At 43.7% G+C, this 17,471-nt stretch carries 11 protein-coding genes; 8 read left to right on the top strand and 3 right to left on the bottom strand.

Features of this window, described 5'->3' with window-relative positions:
* Positions 1-33: 33 nt before the first annotated feature.
* Positions 34-3,510, bottom strand: a complete 3,477-nt coding sequence (locus tag OCK74_RS03605; protein ID WP_279295625.1) for a tetratricopeptide repeat protein — start codon at positions 3,508-3,510, stop codon at positions 34-36.
* 429 nt (positions 3,511-3,939) lie between these two features.
* Here OCK74_RS03605 and OCK74_RS03600 point away from each other — a divergent pair, with 429 nt between their 5' ends.
* The 5 genes from OCK74_RS03600 (at position 3,940) to OCK74_RS03580 (ending at position 12,148) form a co-directional block, all read left to right on the top strand.
* Positions 3,940-4,530 carry an RNA polymerase sigma factor gene (locus OCK74_RS03600; protein ID WP_279295624.1) on the top strand — a complete coding sequence of 197 codons (591 nt, stop codon included), beginning with the start codon at positions 3,940-3,942 and terminating at the stop codon, positions 4,528-4,530.
* 4 nt (positions 4,531-4,534) lie between these two features.
* Complete coding sequence (locus tag OCK74_RS03595) at positions 4,535-5,584, top strand: hypothetical protein (RefSeq protein WP_279295623.1); 1,050 nt, start codon at positions 4,535-4,537, stop codon at positions 5,582-5,584.
* A 107-nt stretch (positions 5,585-5,691) separates the two neighbouring features.
* Positions 5,692-8,706 carry a SusC/RagA family TonB-linked outer membrane protein gene (locus OCK74_RS03590; RefSeq protein WP_279295622.1) on the top strand — a complete coding sequence of 1,005 codons (3,015 nt, stop codon included), beginning with the start codon at positions 5,692-5,694 and terminating at the stop codon, positions 8,704-8,706.
* A 19-nt stretch (positions 8,707-8,725) separates the two neighbouring features.
* Positions 8,726-10,378: a RagB/SusD family nutrient uptake outer membrane protein gene (locus OCK74_RS03585; RefSeq protein ID WP_279295621.1), complete on the top strand. Its 1,653-nt coding sequence runs from the start codon at positions 8,726-8,728 to the stop codon at positions 10,376-10,378.
* Between the two features lie 33 nt (positions 10,379-10,411).
* Positions 10,412-12,148 carry an Ig-like domain-containing protein gene (locus OCK74_RS03580; RefSeq protein WP_279295620.1) on the top strand — a complete coding sequence of 579 codons (1,737 nt, stop codon included), beginning with the start codon at positions 10,412-10,414 and terminating at the stop codon, positions 12,146-12,148.
* 73 nt (positions 12,149-12,221) lie between these two features.
* Here OCK74_RS03580 and OCK74_RS03575 read toward each other — a convergent pair whose 3' ends face one another.
* Entirely contained in the window at positions 12,222-13,577 is a 1,356-nt protein-coding gene (locus OCK74_RS03575) for a T9SS type A sorting domain-containing protein (RefSeq protein ID WP_279295619.1), read from the bottom strand.
* Positions 13,578-13,813: 236 nt separating this feature from the next.
* Positions 13,814-15,406: a tail fiber domain-containing protein gene (locus OCK74_RS03570; RefSeq protein ID WP_279295618.1), complete on the bottom strand. Its 1,593-nt coding sequence runs from the start codon at positions 15,404-15,406 to the stop codon at positions 13,814-13,816.
* A 452-nt stretch (positions 15,407-15,858) separates the two neighbouring features.
* Between OCK74_RS03570 and OCK74_RS03565 the strand changes: the two genes are divergently transcribed.
* From OCK74_RS03565 to OCK74_RS03555, 3 genes are all read left to right on the top strand, one after another.
* The gene (locus OCK74_RS03565; RefSeq protein ID WP_279295617.1) at positions 15,859-16,614 is read left to right on the top strand and encodes a hypothetical protein; all 756 of its coding nucleotides are present in this window, start codon (positions 15,859-15,861) and stop codon (positions 16,612-16,614) included.
* 136 nt (positions 16,615-16,750) lie between these two features.
* Positions 16,751-16,960 (top strand): hypothetical protein, encoded by a 210-nt coding sequence (locus OCK74_RS03560; RefSeq protein ID WP_279295616.1) that lies wholly within the window; start codon positions 16,751-16,753, stop codon positions 16,958-16,960.
* Positions 16,961-17,031: 71 nt separating this feature from the next.
* Positions 17,032-17,214: a hypothetical protein gene (locus tag OCK74_RS03555; RefSeq protein ID WP_279295615.1), complete on the top strand. Its 183-nt coding sequence runs from the start codon at positions 17,032-17,034 to the stop codon at positions 17,212-17,214.
* The last annotated feature ends 257 nt before the right edge of the window (positions 17,215-17,471 follow it).

Here is a 17,471-nt window from a genome sequence, read left to right as displayed (position 1 = left end):
ATTTGCTATGAATTGGCTGCCTAGTAGTATATTTTATTCAACCAAAACGAAGGCAGCCCAAAAATAAGGATGAGGGTATTTTGCTTTGAGTTGTAGTTGGGCTGATCTTAAAGCATCCTGTGGGCTTTGCCCGGTTAGCCAGTAGTGATAAAATAATATCATCAGCTGCATGGTGACTTTATCCGGCACCTGCCAGAGAGAAACGATCATTTGCTTGACCCCTGCCATCTTCAAAGCTCTTTGCAGACCAATGACCCCTTCATTGCCCTTGAGATCTCCCAGGGCTGTCTCACAGGCACTCAGCACCACCAGGTCTGTACTGCTCAAATCCATCTGTGTCAATTCATAAGCGGTGAGGATACCATCTTCTTTTCCAGCTGGCACCGGCTTTCCAGCCCAAGCATCATTAGCCCCAGCCAGCACCAGTCCACTACGAAACAAGGGATTCTGCTGCAGCGTAAAAGCACTACCCTGTCTTAGATCGGCTTCATTAGTTTTCTGTTCCCTTACCGGCAGGAAGAAGCCATGAGTGGCCAGATGCAATACCCCGGGGCTGTTACCACTGAAATGCTTGAAGGTTTCTTCTGTGGCCTCGGAGCCACTCAGGGTATTCACTTCCATGCCAGCTTTGGTCAATACTGTTTTTAAGCTATCCAGTTCTGCCTTGGTGTAAGGCAATGGCTGCCAGCCTGAAGTGCCGCCCCTCGCCTCTTTAGTGTCCCAGGTGTACAAATTAAAGTCTGAGATAGCGGTATTTACTTCATAAAGTCCCCTCGTGTTCGTCTTGTGTATTGCCAGGCTATTTTGGACTGAGTTACTAGGAGCAGAATAGGTAATGTTTCCCCAAAGAGAGGCTGTAAGTGATTTGCTGTTTGGTTGCGTTGGCAGAGCAATTGAGCGAGTGCTCAATCGTTGACGGAGCTGGTATTTGTCTATGAGCAGGTTGGAGGCATCTATAGGTAGTGCCTGAAAGGACAGACGATGCAACAGTCCGGCTGGTGCATAATATACCGTTTTAACTCCCTGCAGGTATTGTTCCAAAGGTTTCCAAACCAGTTGGTACAGGGAGTCAGCCATATTTCCTTTTCCTGTTTTCCTCCTGCCATATAGTTGGTCCACAGTTTGGAAAGTAGTGTTGGAAGAAGCGTATAAAAGACGCTGCAATTGCTTTTCCTCACAAAGGGGCAGGAAGTGAACCGTAGTATCCCCGGGTAACAGCACCAAAGCGGCATACATGACGCTGTCGGTCCATGTTCTGTTGTTGTAAACCCTAAAACTGTTTCTAATGTTGTACACTCTAAAACTAGTAAACTCCACAGCAGCTTCTCCCTTTTGCAGTTTTTGAGCGATGTCCTCAACGTCAATTTTCTGGTTTTGCAGTTGCTGACGGAAAGCAGCCGTAGTCCGGGAGAGTTGTTGTTCCAATGCATTGGTAGCTTCTTCCAGGCTGTCCAGATAAGAAACCCGTTGTTTCAGTGGCCGCAGCAGCTGTTTGCCCAAAAAGGCTTTATTGGCCAGCCACTCTTTATACAGCTGCAGAGCGATGCTGTCGCCGCTTCTGCGAATGCTGTTGAGCACACCTTTCTGGTCTTCCAACACCATTCCTTTCAAAGCCAGCTCATTCTCATATACCTGCTTTACAAGTGTTGCTTGGTGATTCTTTTGACCCAAAAGCACAGAAGGCAGATAATGGAACTGGTCGGATTCCCTGCTCAAAAAAGACATCTTCTCATTTTCGGATAAAGCAGTATAGGCTTGACGGATATATTTCAGTTCAGTAGCAGAAGCTTCCAAGAGCAAGGGATAAGCTTTATCCTGCCTGTTCAAGATACTGTAGAGAAAACCCAAGCCGTTTAAGTTTCTCAAATAATAGGGATGTTCTTCTCCCAGTACTTTTTTCCTAATGGCTAAGGCTTCCAGATGTAACGATACTGCCTTTTCATACTGGCCCAGATCCCTATACAAATAAGCCAGATTATTTAAAACACTAGCATAATAGGGATGATCTTCTCCCAATACTTTCTTTCGAATAGCCAATGCCTGCTCGTATAAAGGCAAGGCCGTTTCATAATGCCCCATTTCCCTATGCAGTATGGCCAAGAAATTTAAAGTAGTAGCATAATCAGGGTGCTCTTCTCCCAGTATTTTCTTTCTAATGGCTAAAGCTTGTTCGTATAAAGGCAGTGCCTTTTCATACTGGCCCATATTCAAATACAAATAAGCCAGGTCATTTAAACTGGTTGCATAATCAGGGTGTTCTTCTCCCAGTGATTTTTTCCTGATGGCCAAAGCTTGCTGATGTAAGGGGAGCGCTTTTTCATAATGAGCCATTTCCCTATATAAAAATGCCAGGTTATTTAAAACATTAGCAGTATTGGGATGATCTTCTCCCTGTACTTTAATTGTGATGGATAAAGCTTGTTCATATAGAGGCAGGGCTTTTTCATACTGCCCCATTTCTTTATACAGATATGCCAGGCTATTTAGACTGGTTGCATATTCCGGATGTTCTTCTCCCAGTACTTTCTTTTTAATGGCTAAAGCCTGCTCATATAAGAGCAGGGAAGTTTCATACTGGCCTAACCTCATATACACATCCGCCAAATCATTTAATGTGGTTGCGTACTCAGGGTGTCCTTCTCCCAGTATTTTCTTTCTAATGGTCAAGGCTTGCTGATACGGGAGAAGAGCCGTTTCATACTTGCCCATTTGGAAATACAGATTGCCCAGGCTATTCAGATTCCGAGCATATACAGGATGCTCTTCTCCATAGCAGGCTTTCGTAAGAGCCACAATAAACTGGCGGAGCATTATTTGCTTGTTTGGATCTCCTTTTGTCGCCCCCTGTTGTGATACCTTTGCGGCTGCAACCATAAAAGAATCTGCCTGCTTGCCGAGTTTTTCCCTACCTCCTGCTTTCAGCAACCAATCAAAAATGAGCCACTGCTCTTTTTCAGCAGCCTTTATCAATGGAGTGACACCTTCAGCATCATCAATATTCACCCGCGCTCCTTTTTCCAATAAATAGCTCACTACATCCAAATGACCAGCATCAACAGCCCACATCAAAGGTGTCCAGCCATCATTTTTGAGGCTTTTGGGATTGTATTCTTTTTCATCCAGAGGTAAGCGCAAAGTGTCGGCCAAGAATTGTAATAATTCCAATTTTCCCCTTCCTGCTGCTATCCCTTGCATGCTGCCGTAATAATGATCATCGACATTAATGCCTGCAGAATCACAAGCCTTTGCGCCCTGTTGCACCAAGAGCCTGACCAAAGGAAGATCACAATAATATGCTGCCCACATTAAGGCATTGGTTTCATTGCGGCCTGATACATTCATGCCGACGGTACTCTTCATGCATTGCTGCAAGGCCGTTGGATCACATTTTTTTATAGTGTTGAATAAGGTACTGTCTATTTGCCCTCTTGCCGGTGATGAGACCATAAGTAAGTATACCGGCAAGAGCATCCATAAACGGACCAGGCAAAAGTCAGCAAGACGAACCATATTGAAAAAGCATTAAGCATTCAAGGTATCAAGCACCTTCAATCATTGAAGCTGTTCAATAGTAACTGTTTCAACCAATAGGTTACATAGGTAAGAATCAAGCGCCGGTTCAACAAGCCATGAAGTAAAACTGCCTGCTATTAAATATAATGATTTTTTTTAAGTTAAATCTTATTTTTTTCACCTAACAAAAGGGTGTTCAAACTTCATTTTGACCTGATACCCGTTATGTATTACACAGTATAACGGACATTAATCCCCGACATCTTAGAAGTCAGTGGAAACCAAGGTTTTAAATCAACCAGCCGCCATGTTATTTTCTAATGAAAATAATCACCAATGAACATCTCAAAAAATTGGTATTGAACCAGGTAAATTAACCATAGTTGCGGCATTCCCTTTCATTAAAATTTTTTGTAAATTCATATTATGCACCCGGACCAAAAGTATATTGATGCATTATTAAATAATGACAGAAAATTATTGGGTGAACTTTACCAGAAATGCTTCCCAATTATTAGAAATATGGTGGTGCAAAACAAAGGTACAGAAGCCAATGCGGCTGATATTTTCCAGGAAGCTTTGGTTGATCTATTCAAGATCGCAAAGGCCCGGCAGTTGACCTTACAATTCTCCATATGTGCTTATATAAAGGGCATGTGTACCAACAAATGGCGCGATGAATTAAAAAAAAGTAACTCTGAGGGGGTAACATTTACAGATTTTGACAGACAGGATGATATAGGAGAAGACTACTTCAAGGTGGCGGAAGAACACAACTTGAAACAAGCCCGTCTGAATTTAATCAAAAAGAAATTAAATGAGATGGGCGAAAGCTGTAAAGAATTAATCCGGCTAAGCTGGGCAAGGAATGCAGCAGGCAAGAGAATATCAACAGAGGAGATTGCCAAAGCTCTTCATATAACCGAAGGTTACGCCCGAAAGAAAAAGTCAGAATGTATTGTAAAACTAATGAGGCTGGTCATGGATGATCCTGAGTATAGAAACCTGAAACACTAACAACATGAATGAAATTTTGCTTGAAAAAGTAAAGGATTACTTCAGTGTCAACATGACCCCGGAAGAGAGATTGCAATTTGAGAAGGACCTGGAAACCGATGAGGAGCTAGCTAAACTATTTGATCTTTACCAAACTATTGAAAATGGAGTAGATGATATCGAAGAATATACAGAGGAAGAAGCGGCGCTTAGAGATACGTTGAAAGAACTGCATGAAGAATATGGCATCCATGAAAGGCATCATGAACCAGAAGCGTTCATAGAAGCCCATACCTCAACTACCGAAGTTGGCAAAGTAAGAAGTATAAACCTGTGGAAGAACCTGGCCATTGCTGCTGTACTCATCAGCATTATTGCATTGTGCGTTATCTGGTTGGTTCCGGAAAGAAAAAGCAGCCAGGATATTGCCAACAAAAATGAAACAAAAGAACAACCGGTAAGCACCATTCCTGAAGACACGTCCACACTACCGGTGAACAAAACAGATGAACACAAGGCGATGCAGGAAAAGAGTGAACCTCAACAAAACAAGGACAGTATCCAATCTATAAAACCTTCCACCCTAACTAAAGAAGAACGTGAGGCTTTGTATGCCAATAATTTCAAAGCAGATAAAACACCTGCCCGTACTCCAGACCTTCTGAAAGATGCAATGGATCATTATAAAGACCAGGAGTACAGAGATGCGATCGCTACAATTGACATAGAGTCCATTCAAACATCTCTTGAAGATCAAAGAACAAGAGGAATACCGGACGAACAACAGAGGCAAGAAGAAAATATCACCCTATTTTATGCTCATTACTACAAAGCCATAAGCCACATGGCTGAAAATAAGACAAGTCAAGCGATACCAGAATTACGTAATGCATTAAAGAGGAGCCCGGATCAATTCTGGCAAGGCAAAACGAGATGGTACATGGCTTTAGCCAACCTGAAAACCGGTAAAGTTAAAGAGGCAACGGCGTTGTTAAAGCAAGTGGCACACTCAAGTCAGGCAAGGGAATACAGACTAAAAGCATTAAAACTAATTAACGACCTTCCTGTGCAATAAACCGACTCATGAGCATTAGATAAGGAAGGGAACCAGTTACAACAAAACATTTCTTATCAGTCATTCTGATTGAAAGCCCTTTTCATTCATTTTAAAAATGAAGCCATATGAGATTTAAGGTCATTAAATCCAAGGCTACCCTTTTGGCCCTTTGGTTGCTCACTCAACTATATCAAGCATTTGATGCAAATGCACAGACATCCACCAGTTTAGTCAAAGGAATTGTGCATGATGCCAATAAAGAACCACTTATTGGCGTATCGGTGATCATTCAAAATAACAAAACCAATTTTACTTCTGGAACAAGAACTGATACTACTGGTGTTTTCTCTACCCGTATTCCTGCCGGCGGGTCATATAGTTTTTCTTTTTCCATGGTAGGCTATGAGTCACAAACATTGTCGGGTTATCACATCAAAGAAGATACGACCTTTTCCCTGGTAGTTGAAATGAAATCAACCACTGCATCCCTTGACGAGATTGTCGTTGTTGGGTATGGCACCAGGAAGCGGTCTGATGTTACTGGAGCTGTAGCCTCAGTGCCCAGGGAGCGCCTATCCCTACTCCCTGTTACCAATACTTTGCAGGCCATTCAAGGTACTGTGGCCGGTGTTCATATTTCACAAGGTTCTTCTGTTCCTGGCTCTGCTCCAACTGTAGTGATCAGAGGTGAAAGTTCCATAAGTGCTTCTACCAGTCCATTAATTGTTGCAGATGGTGTTCCATTTAACGGCTCCATTAATGACATCAATCCCAATGATATTGCATCTATTGACATTTTAAAGGATGCATCTTCTACAGCTATTTATGGCACAAGGGGGGCCAATGGTGTGATCCTGATCACTACAAAACGCGGCCAGACAGGAAAAACCATCATCGCCTACAATGGCTATGGAGGCCTTGAAGACTTTGCTCATACAGTTAGGCTTATGGGTCCTGAGCAATATGTTCAAAAGTATGCAGACTTCAAGGCCCAGGCGGGGATCAACAATACAAACGTGTTGCCTAATGCTTTTGAAAGAGATAACTATGCGGCTGGTATCACTACAGACTGGATAGATGAAATTTCACAACAAGGATATATTCATAACCACAGCTTGCGTATTCATGGTGGCAATAAAGATGTCAGGTTTTATGTTTCCGGTGATTACCTGAAACAGCAAGGTGTCATCAAAGGATACCAGTATAACAGAGCCAGTATACGATCTAACCTGGATGCAACCATTACAGATTATTTATCGGTTGGTTTGAATTTGTTTTTTACCAACAATAATTATGATGGAGGCAGGGCGGCCCTAACCTTGGCTAACGCAATGAGCCCTTATGGAACCTTATACAATGCCGATGGCTCTTATGCTATTTATCCTATGTTTTCTGAAACACTTTATACCAGTCCTTTATTAGGTCTTTACTCCACCCGAAATGACAGGAGCAAAAACATCAATACCAACGTCTTTGCTGAATTGAAACCAGGTTTTGTCAAAGGTTTAAAATATACAATCAATACAGCGTATAGCTATGTGCCCACCAGTTTTCAAAGTTATGTAGGAAGGAAAGCTAATAACCTACTTGGTGCAGCCCAGGTGGACAATACTGAAACAAAGAACTGGCTGATCGAAAATTTTCTTACTTATGAAAAGGCCTGGAAGAAACATCATATGAATGCTACAGGGTTGTACAGTGCGCAGCAAACGAATTTTTTCTTGTCCAGTACCATTGCCACCGGTTTTATCAATGATGCTATTTCATTTAAAAATCTATCCTCGGCGTCTACAACGGCAGGAGCTTCCAATTCCTATCAAACCAATTTGCTGTCACAAATGCTTCGTGTGCATTATTCATATGACAGGAGGTATTTGTTTACAGCGACTGCCAGAAGAGACGGATACTCTGCTTTTGGATCTGCCACTTCCAAATACGGCTTTTTTCCATCAGCATCGTTAGGATGGAACATCAGCAATGAGCATTTCATGAAAAATGTGAAGCAGGTCGGCAATCTTAAACTGAGGGTATCTTACGGGCTTGTAGGTAACCAGGCGATCGCTCCCAATGCAACAGCCACCACATTAGCCAACGTTCGCCTTCCTTACAACAGGATCAGCACTATTGGCATTGCGGCCAATGTATTAGGCAACGACGATTTAAACTGGGAAAGTACTTATTCTGGCAATGTTGGCATTGATTTCAGCATATTACAAAATAAAATCAGCGGAACCATAGACGCTTACAGCACCAGCACAAAAGACCTCCTGCTATACAGGGCAATACCTTCCATTACAGGTTACAACCGGGTATTGGCAAACCTTGGTAAAGTATCCAATAAAGGGGTTGAGATCAGTTTGATGAGTCAAAATATAAACAACAAAAATTTCAGGTGGGAAAGCACAGTCAATTTTACAACCAACAAAAACAAGATCCAGGACCTGTATGGAGATGCCAAAGATGATATTGGAAACAGGTGGTTCATAGGCCATCCTATCAATGTCATCTATGATTATCAGATAGCAGGCGTATGGCAGGCAGGTGAAGATCCCAGTGGCCAGGATCCAGGAGCTAAGCCCGGAGATCTCAAGTTTGCAGATGTTGATGGCAGTAAGACAATCACTCCAGCAGATAAAGTAATCCTGGGGCAAACAGCTCCCAAATGGTATGGCGGGCTCACCAATACCTTTCAATACCGGAACTTCCACCTCAACATCTTTATACAAACTGCGCACGGCGTTACTAAATACAATCAAATGATGGACTTCAGGGACCTAGGAGGCCGACAAAATCTACCGGCAGAAGCAGGTTACTGGACAGCTGAGAATAAGAGCAATACAAGACCATCGCTGACCTATACCAATCCAAGGTTATACGCTTATCCCCAGGATGCCAGCTATACCAGAATCAAAGATGTTACTTTAAGTTTTACAGCACCGCAAAGACTACTGGATGATATAAAATTAAGCGGACTTACTATTTATGCCAGCGGTAGAAACCTGGCCACCTTCACCAACTGGGTGGGCCTGGATCCAGAGGCTGATTTCAGCAGAAACATTACAACCAGTGTTGCCACCAACGAAAATAACTTTCCCTTAGTACGCTCCATCGTATTTGGCGTCAACATTACACTTCGCTAATTCAAAAAACTTTAATAAGGTGAAAAAGCAATTCCTATTACCAGCAGTCATGATCATTACAGTAGTAACCATAATATCCTGCAAAAAAGATTTTCTCGACGAAACGGTGGAATCGAATTATACCTTAGGGACATTAACAGACTCCCTTTCCTTTGAATCTGCAATTGCCGGTATCCAAGTTCAATACGGACTCTGGCACACCCTGCAGCAGGACAATGTGACCTCACAGGGATGGCTGGCTGCCTGGCAAGTTGGTACTGATGTGGCCTATAATAAATCAGTAGCTGATATAGACCCCTATATGGTTCCCTATATCAACTATGAAAAGCTCACTGCCAGCGACCCTGTTGCGTTGTTTGCCTGGAAGTGGGCCTATAACCTCATTAATAACTGCAATATTGTTATTTCAAAAGTTGACCAGGTGCCGATGGGCCTGTCCAATAAAAACAGTATCAAAGCAGAAGCCAGTTTTTACAGGGCCTTTGCCTATCATACGCTGGCCACTTTATTTGGCGGGGTGCCTATTACCACCGAACCAACAACGGAGCCTAAAACAGATTTTGTAAGAGCACCTCTAACGGAGGTGGACCAGCTGATAATTTCGGACCTAACATTTGCCAAAACCAATTTGCCTTCCATCGGCAATGTTAAATCCAATGCAGGCGGAAAGCTGTATGCGCGGGCCAATAAGGCGATGGCTTCCCAATTGCTGGCAGAAGTATACCTGAGAACAGGCGAATATGCAAAGGCAGAGCAGGAAGCAGATGCCGTTATCAATAGTGGTGATTTCAGTCTGACCACTTCAAGGTATGGTATCAAGGTCAACCAGCCCGGGGATCCTTTTTCAGATATGTTCATTTATGGCAACCAGAGGAGAAGCCAAGGGAACAAAGAAGCGATCTGGGTACATGAACTAGAAAACCCCAATACAGTGATCGGAGGTCTTGGTCCAGCTTCGTCCTCTCTTTTTCCAGGTTATATCTTTGCCGGGCCACAGCATCGCAGGGTATGGGTACCGCGTTATTATAATCAAAAAGGCATGGTGATAGCAGATACTTTGGGCGGCAGGGGTATTGCCCGGATGGCCCTTACCTATTTTGTCATACATCAATTGTATGAGCCTGATGACATGCGCAATTCGCAGTATAACATCAGGAGAAAGTTCTATTATAATGATCCCACGAATGCCAATTATGGTAAGGAGGTAATCCCAGGCGCCGGTGTTGATACAAACACTGCTATTGTGCCTTATACCACTAAGTGGAATGCATATGATCCCAATGCAGCTTTAGGAGGTACCAACTCCATCAAAGATATCATTGTGATGCGTTTAGGTGAAACCTATTTACTGAAAGCAGAAGCACAATTTAAACAGGGCAATTCAGCCGGGGCTGCTGCTACACTGAATATATTGAGAGCAAGGGCCCATGCTTCACTCATCGCAGCATCACAAGTAAGCATGGATTTTATACTGGATGAAAGGGCCAGGGAACTACTGGCTGAAGAAAACAGACGCATGACCTTAATGCGCACGAAAACATTGGTAGAAAGAGCTGCTGGCCGGGGATTGAAAATCACAGGGCTGGCATCCAAACATTTATTGTTGCCCATACCTATCTCAGAAATACAATTGAACAAGGATGCGTTACTGGAACAAAATCCAGGATATTAAGTAAGTACAGGAACCAGACAAAACTATTGTAGTATGAACTCCTCATTACTAAGGGCACTCTTATGCCTGCCCGTTAGCATGTGCCTGCAGGCCATTACATCAACAGTAACCGGCAGGGCGGCAGCACAAACTTTTGATCCTAACCTATCATTAAACGTTGCCATGGATCAACTGGCGCTGGCACAAGCTTATCCCAATAAAAGCTCATATCCCCGCTCTACCAACCCGGATGGCACCATCATCAGAGTAACCGCAGGAGACTGGACCAGCGGCTTTTTTCCAGGTTCTTTATGGTTGATGTATGAAAGGACAAAAGATATTGCCTGGCGGACAAGAGCCGAGCAATGGACAGCAGGACTGCAAAGCCAGCAATACAACACCTCCACTCATGATGTAGGTTTTATACTCTTTTCCAGCTTTGGGCAGGGATACAGGCTCACTGGCAACCAGCAATACAAAACGATCTTGCTGCAAGGCGCGAAATCTTTGGCTACACGCTACAATCCAATAGTAGGCTGTATCAAGTCGTGGAATAATGCAAACTATCATTTCCCTGTCATTATCGATAATATGATGAACCTGGAACTCCTGTTTTGGGCCACAAAGGCGAGTGGAGATTCCTCCTTTTATAAAATAGCGGTACAGCATGCGCTGACCACCATAACCAATCATTTCAGACCTGATCACAGTTCCTATCACCTGGTTGATTATGATCCGAATACCGGGAAAGTATTGGCCAAGCTTACTTACCAGGGATTGAATCATTTGTCCGACTGGGCAAGAGGCCAGGCCTGGGGCTTATATGGTTTTACGATGTGCTACCGCGAAACAAAAGATACCAGGTTCCTTGATATGGCAAAGAAGATCGCTGATTTTTATATTACACACCCGAATATGCCAGCCGATTTGGTTCCGTTCTGGGATTTTGATGCCTTTGATTTTCGTGATGCATCTGCGGCCAGTATTGCCAGTGCCGCACTGATGGAATTGAGCCAGTATGTGCCGGAAAAAAGAGATGTGTATTACAACTTTGGGATCAACACATTGAAAACCCTTTCTTCAACAACATACATGGCAGCGAAAGGCACCAACAATTATTTCATCAGCAGGCACTGCGTAGGCAACAAGCCAAAGAATTATGAAGTGGATCAACCGTTAGTCTATGCAGATTATTATTTCATTGAAGCTTTACTGCGCCATCAAAAACCATCTCCCATCGTAATGGCTACAGGTGGAAACAATAGAATAACGTTGAAGTGGAATGTCTCGACAGGTGCCAAGTATTATAGTGTGCTAAGCAGTACCACCAGTGGAGGTCCTTATACCACTATAGCCTCTACTATCACCGGCATCCAGTATACCCATAGCGGCCTGAGTGCAGGAAAAACTTACTATTATAAAGTAACGCCCTGGAATGCCATGGGAGCAGGTGAGGCATCAAAGGAGGCCAGTGCAACTACCAATCGACCGCCATACGTCAGTATGACCAGTCCTGCGAACAATAGCGTTTTCACAGCGCCAGCAACATTTACATTGAAGGCAGCCGCTTCAGATCCGGATGGCACTATTAGCAATGTCAAATTTTATAAGGGGACCAGTTTTTTAAAAGCCGAATACAATAGTCCATACACTTGCGACATCAGCAACCTGCCTGCAGGCACATACACATTCACAGCCAGGGGCACTGACAACCAGGGAGCGCAAAGCAATGCTGCATCAATCACTATAAATGTGGCAAGTGCGGAGCTCATCACTTACAAGCGGCCATGAGGCAAATAAAAATAGAATGAGTTGGCTGAAAATTATTCAGTCTTCCCTTTGATGAAAATGGTATTAGTTCATATTACCTGGCGACGACCAGTTTTTTGCTGTCTGTTTGAGTGCCATTGATGTAAAGGGTATAGGTATAAGTGCCTGCTGTCCATGCAGCTGTGTTTACATTGAGTTGACCATTTCCTTTATTACTGATGGTGATGCTTTTGATGATGGCTCCTTTCATGTCTGTAAAGACCATGTTGGCAGTACGGCTGTTTTGGGGAACATAATAGCGGATGAGTGCTGCGCCGGTTGTAGGATTGGGTGTGCTTTGTTCCAAGTAAGCAGAAGAGAAAGGAGCAGCATTCATATTGTTCATCGTTATTAGTGCTTCCAGCTTTTCAAGACGTTGTTCTAATTGTTCATTGTTGCTTCTTAATGCATCTACTTCTTCTTTGAGTTGTTTGTTCATGAAGTTCAATTCCTGCACGGCTTTGACTAATGGCACCACAAATTCAGCATACCTCAAGCCATAGAAGTCCTGATTATTCTTTGGCTTGTCAATACCACTGAATTCATATTGCAGCTTCTTTGCTATTTCCTCGACTTCCTGGGCCATAAAACCAGTATGAATGACTTGAGCACTGGCAGCTTTGGAAGCAATCTCTTCCGCTGAAGGTGTCGGTCTTGCACTTTGGCTTTCTTTGTCATCGATGGCTGGCAAATCCTTATTAAGCGCCTTGTCCAATCCTTCCACATCAACTGTGTAAGTAACGGGTCTTAACTGAGTGATAAATGCCAGTCCCGGGACATCTTCCTTTACATTCTTTTTATACCTGCCATCAGATAGCTTGGACCAGCTGGCATAGCCACCAATAGAAGTGACTGAGCTATTGCCGATACGCACCTGGTTGGAGGCTTTAGTAGTTGCTCCATTCCCCAAGGCAGTAGTATTGGAAAGGCCGGAGGTGGAAGGACCTGCCTGATCACCTATCGCCGTATTGTAAGAGCCGGTGGTGTTGCTGTATAAAGTAGCAACCCCCAAGGCTACATTATCATGGCCAGAAGTATTAAAACGTAAAGCATGATAACCAATAGCTACATTGTAAGAGGCGGTGTTGGCATATAAAGCATAATAACCACTGGCAGTATTGTAAGAGCCGCTTGAGTTGGAGTACAAAGCATTCACACCTATAGCCGTATTATAAGCGCCGTATTTATTGGAATATAAGGCCCATGCACCAACTGCGGTACTGGCATTAGTAGTGGAGTTTCTGTATAAAGCAGCATAGCCAAAGGCGCTATTGTAAAAGCCTGTGGTATTGTTGTCCAAAGCATAGGCGCCATACTTTGTATTCGATTGTGCGGATACAGCATGCAAGTTGGGTGTAGTCACAAGAAGGAAGAGCAGGACTGCTAAATGAAGAAAAGAAGGCTTTGTCATAACAGAGGTGTTTTAGATGTGTACAGATAGGATGTCCATCAGCTAACCATAGAGTGAGTAGAGAAGAAGGCCGGCAGGTGGAGGAGTGCCTTGCAGAAAACGAGCTATTATATCAGTATTGATAGGGACGAAAGAAATCACTAACAATGGCAAAGCTACCGCAAATCTATCACCTGCCTAAAAGTAAAAGGTGGCACCAAATGGGGCCACCTTTCTACTTCTTTTCGAAGGCTGAGTTATTTTGCAACAGTCATTTTCTTAGTGGCTACAATTTTATCATCTACAATCAAAGAGTAGTTGTAAACACCTCTGGCAAGGGAAGTGACATCCACATTGATCACACCAGAGGCAGTAAGTTGAAAGGCTTTAATCTTCCTGCCCAAAACATCTGTAATCAGCAGTTGTGACCTGATGCTTCCTTCAGGTATGGCATACTGAATAGTTGCATTGCCTTTAACCGGATTGGGACTTACTTCACCAAGTTCTGCCCTGCTTAAAAATGCATCGAAGCCCTGACCAATTGAAAGTTTCCTCACTATTGTCTTAAGGTCATCGATCTGCTGCTGTTGTTCAGAATTGTTCTGCTGTAATTTTTCTATCATTTGCTGTTGCTCCTGCACTGCTTTAACCAGGATCGGAATGAGTTCTGTATAGTTAACAGCTTTAAAGTTGATGATTTCCCCATTTGTTTCATTTACCACTGCAGGTTCAGAGCTTCCAGCATTGGACTGACCAACTACGGGTGCAGCAGCTTTTGCTGTTCGGAACTCGGTTTCCTTTACCAGATCAGGAAGCACCTGTTCCAAGTCTTGAGCAATCAGACCGTAGTGCTTGCCCTTAGGCAAGTTCATCAGTTTGAAGTTTCCATCCTGCCGGTATTCATACGCTTTGGGTTGCAGTTTGTTAATCACATCTATAGCACTGCCCATGTCAGTAATGTTTTGTTTGAGTTTACGGTCAGACCCTCCATACGTTCCTGTAACATAGATATTACCTGCAAAATAACCTGCATAGGAACTGGCAGTGCCGGTGGAGGCATAAATGCCATAAGAATATTGTGAGTAGGCATTCAATCCCCAACAACTACCAGTACCTGAAGCATACGATCTAAGGGCATCACCACCAGCATAGTTACTAGTTCCATATACACCAGTATTGCCAAAGCCATAAACGCCAAAAGTAGAACTAGTGCCGTAAACGCCATAAGTACCACCCGTGCCATAAACGCCATAATAACCAACTCCATAAACGCCATAACCGTTGCTTGTGTTCGCGGTGGCATAGATGCCTCTGCTACCACCTTGTGCAATAACGCCGTAGCCAGTGCTGGTAGTAGCGGTTGCTGAAACGCCATAATTACCTCCTTGTCCATGCACGCCAATCTGAGTACCAGTACCAAAAACGCCATAGGTACCAGATGAGCCATAAACACCTATATATGGGCTGTTGCCATAAACGCCATAGCTAGTGGTACCGGTAGTGTTTCCATAAATAGCGTGACCTGAACTTAGTACATTCAGTTTATAGTTGAGGGTATTGGTACCGATCCCCACATTGCCTGTAATATAGGTATTGCCTGCTACATGCAGCTTTTGAGCAGGGGCGGTGGTAGCAATACCTACGTTACCTGAAGTGTTGATATAGACCCGGGTGGCATTATTGGTATACAGCCGTAGCGGGATAGCATTGGTGGTGCCCAGTTTGGAGGTGGTAGAAGATGCATTGGAGTTGCCCGCCAGGCTCCAGTATGGAGAGGTGTTCTGAGCACTTGAATGCTGCGTACCTAGCAAGATAGCTAGTGCTACCAACAAGGATAGATGTTTGCTCATGGTTATTGCTTTAAAGTGATAAATTATTGTAGGGCATAGGGCTATTCCACAGGTAAGGATTGAAGATTGTAGAGTTAAATAGAGAATGGTAGTCGATAGGGTAAACCTTACTGCTTAGGTAGGAATGGTGTTCAATAGAGAATTGTTCCTCTAAAGTAAAACCATTTATAAAAGTTTCAAAGCTGATGGGCAGCATAACTTTATTGCCATGACTACGTCAATGTGATCTACGGGGAAGGTGCCAATTGCAACTTTTGAATGGGGTGTTTTTATTAAAAGAGGGTGCATTTAGGTGCATTTGGGTGCAAACGCGTCCGAATGGGCACCACCGTGAAAATGATTGAATTCTTCTGCTATCATTGTGTTGAGGATGGCAATAAAATCAATCTTCGTTGTTGATCCTGCAAGGCCTCCTCCGGGGTTGACAACAGTTAAAATCCATACAATATCTTATGGCAAAACAAGCAGGAATTTTTAAGGTAGAGGGTACCATGGGAGATGTTACTTTCTACAAATCAGGCGATGGCTACATGGTACGCCTGAAAGGTGGAATCAGCGGTAATCGCATTGCTAATGATGCAGCGTTTGTAAGAACGAGGGAAAACGGAGCTGAGTTTGGAAGGGCCGGTAAAGCCGGGAAACTGTTGCGTACAGCGCTGAACAGTTTATTGCAAAATGCTGCAGACAGTAAATTGATCAGTCGCCTGGTTACAGCGATGATGAGGGTGATCAAGGCGGATGCCACTAGTACCAGGGGCATGAGGAATGTGATTGACGGTGAAGTGGAGTTGTTGCAAGGCTTTGAGTTCAACAGTGAGGGCAAACTTTCTTCGTGTTTGTATGCTCCTTATGATGCCAGCATCAACAGAGCTACCGGGCAGTTTAGTGTAGCGGTGCCTCCTTTTATTCCCTCTCACATGATCGCTGCGCCAGGAGGTGCTACTCACTACAAGTTTATTACGGGGGCTGCTGAAGTGGACTTTACAGCTGGCAGTTACAAGGTGGATACCAAGGAAACACCTGTACAGATCCTGGACAACATGCCTACGGCTGCAGTGAGCCTGGAGAGTACGCTGACACCTGGCAGTACGCATCCGTTGTTTTTGGCCCTGGGTATTGAGTTTTACCAGGAGGTGAATGGGGAGATGTACCCGTTGAATAATGGATCATTCAATGCGTTGACGTTGGTGAAGGTGGAAGGGATTTAGGGTGTTTGGAGTTTGAGGTTTGGAGTTTGGAGTTTGGAGGGAAGATCTTTTCCTATGATTAACTAAGGGAGCCGGGGGAGGGTGAAGCTAGTGTTCCGAACCCGGCTTTCAATTTTCAACAATTCAAATTATTAGTATGAAGACGATATTAAATAGAATGGCGGCGCCGACGCCTCCTTTCTTTGTTAAGTTGAGAAATATAGGGTTAGTGCTTACGGCTGTTAGTATTGCGTTGACGAGTGCACCAATTGCTTTACCGGTGGTGGTGATCAAGATTGCGGGGTATTTGGCAGTGGCGGGTGGTGTAGCATCGGCAGTGAGCCAAGTGGCTGTGAGTGATGAATGATGAGTGGTGGAGGGATTTCGGATGTGGGATTTCGGATTTCGGAGAGGGTGATAAAAAATGGGAGGGATATTATGCAGCATTATTTTGATCCGATGACGAGGGTGGGTATGATTACTTCGACAGTGCTTACTGTGTGGGCGAATATCAGGAGTGAGGATTTGTTGAAGACGGCTATATTGGCGGCTGTGGGGGCGGTGGTGAGCTTTTTGGTTTCGCAGGTGTTGAAGGCTGTTATGAGGTGGATAAAGAGGTAGTGGTGGGTTAGATGGGTGTATAAAAAAATGATCCCCTCCGTTTGGAGGGGATCATTTTTTTATCGGCGTCAGACGGTTGTTTTCATAGGATTATTTAAACGCCATTGCTTTTCAAGGGTACGATGTTTTCAAAAGTGATACGGTTGTTTCAAAAGTGATACGGTTATTTTCAATAGTAGTACGGATGTTTTCAATAGGATACGGATGTTTTCAATAGTGGTACGGATCAAAAATCAAAATTCAAAGAAAAATCAGCA

Origin of the sequence: Paraflavisolibacter caeni (assembly GCF_025628885.1) — a bacterium.
In the GTDB taxonomy this organism is placed as follows: domain Bacteria; phylum Bacteroidota; class Bacteroidia; order Chitinophagales; family Chitinophagaceae; genus Flavisolibacter; species Flavisolibacter caeni.
Note: the sequence above shows the minus strand (reverse complement) of the source record. Positions and strands in the feature narration are given on the sequence as shown.

What these genes read in the sequence shown, in the direction of transcription:
- OCK74_RS03605 (WP_279295625.1), bottom strand. Translation starts at nt 3,510, where the DNA reads ATGGTTCGTCTTGCTGACTTTTGCCTGGTCCGTTTATGGATGCTCTTG.
- OCK74_RS03590 (WP_279295622.1), top strand. Translation starts at nt 5,692, where the DNA reads ATGAGATTTAAGGTCATTAAATCCAAGGCTACCCTTTTGGCCCTTTGG.
- OCK74_RS03595 (WP_279295623.1), top strand. Translation starts at nt 4,535, where the DNA reads ATGAATGAAATTTTGCTTGAAAAAGTAAAGGATTACTTCAGTGTCAAC.
- OCK74_RS03565 (WP_279295617.1), top strand. Translation starts at nt 15,859, where the DNA reads ATGGCAAAACAAGCAGGAATTTTTAAGGTAGAGGGTACCATGGGAGAT.
- OCK74_RS03580 (WP_279295620.1), top strand. Translation starts at nt 10,412, where the DNA reads ATGAACTCCTCATTACTAAGGGCACTCTTATGCCTGCCCGTTAGCATG.
- OCK74_RS03555 (WP_279295615.1), top strand. Translation starts at nt 17,032, where the DNA reads ATGCAGCATTATTTTGATCCGATGACGAGGGTGGGTATGATTACTTCG.
- OCK74_RS03560 (WP_279295616.1), top strand. Translation starts at nt 16,751, where the DNA reads ATGAAGACGATATTAAATAGAATGGCGGCGCCGACGCCTCCTTTCTTT.
- OCK74_RS03600 (WP_279295624.1), top strand. Translation starts at nt 3,940, where the DNA reads ATGCACCCGGACCAAAAGTATATTGATGCATTATTAAATAATGACAGA.
- OCK74_RS03570 (WP_279295618.1), bottom strand. Translation starts at nt 15,406, where the DNA reads ATGAGCAAACATCTATCCTTGTTGGTAGCACTAGCTATCTTGCTAGGT.
- OCK74_RS03575 (WP_279295619.1), bottom strand. Translation starts at nt 13,577, where the DNA reads ATGACAAAGCCTTCTTTTCTTCATTTAGCAGTCCTGCTCTTCCTTCTT.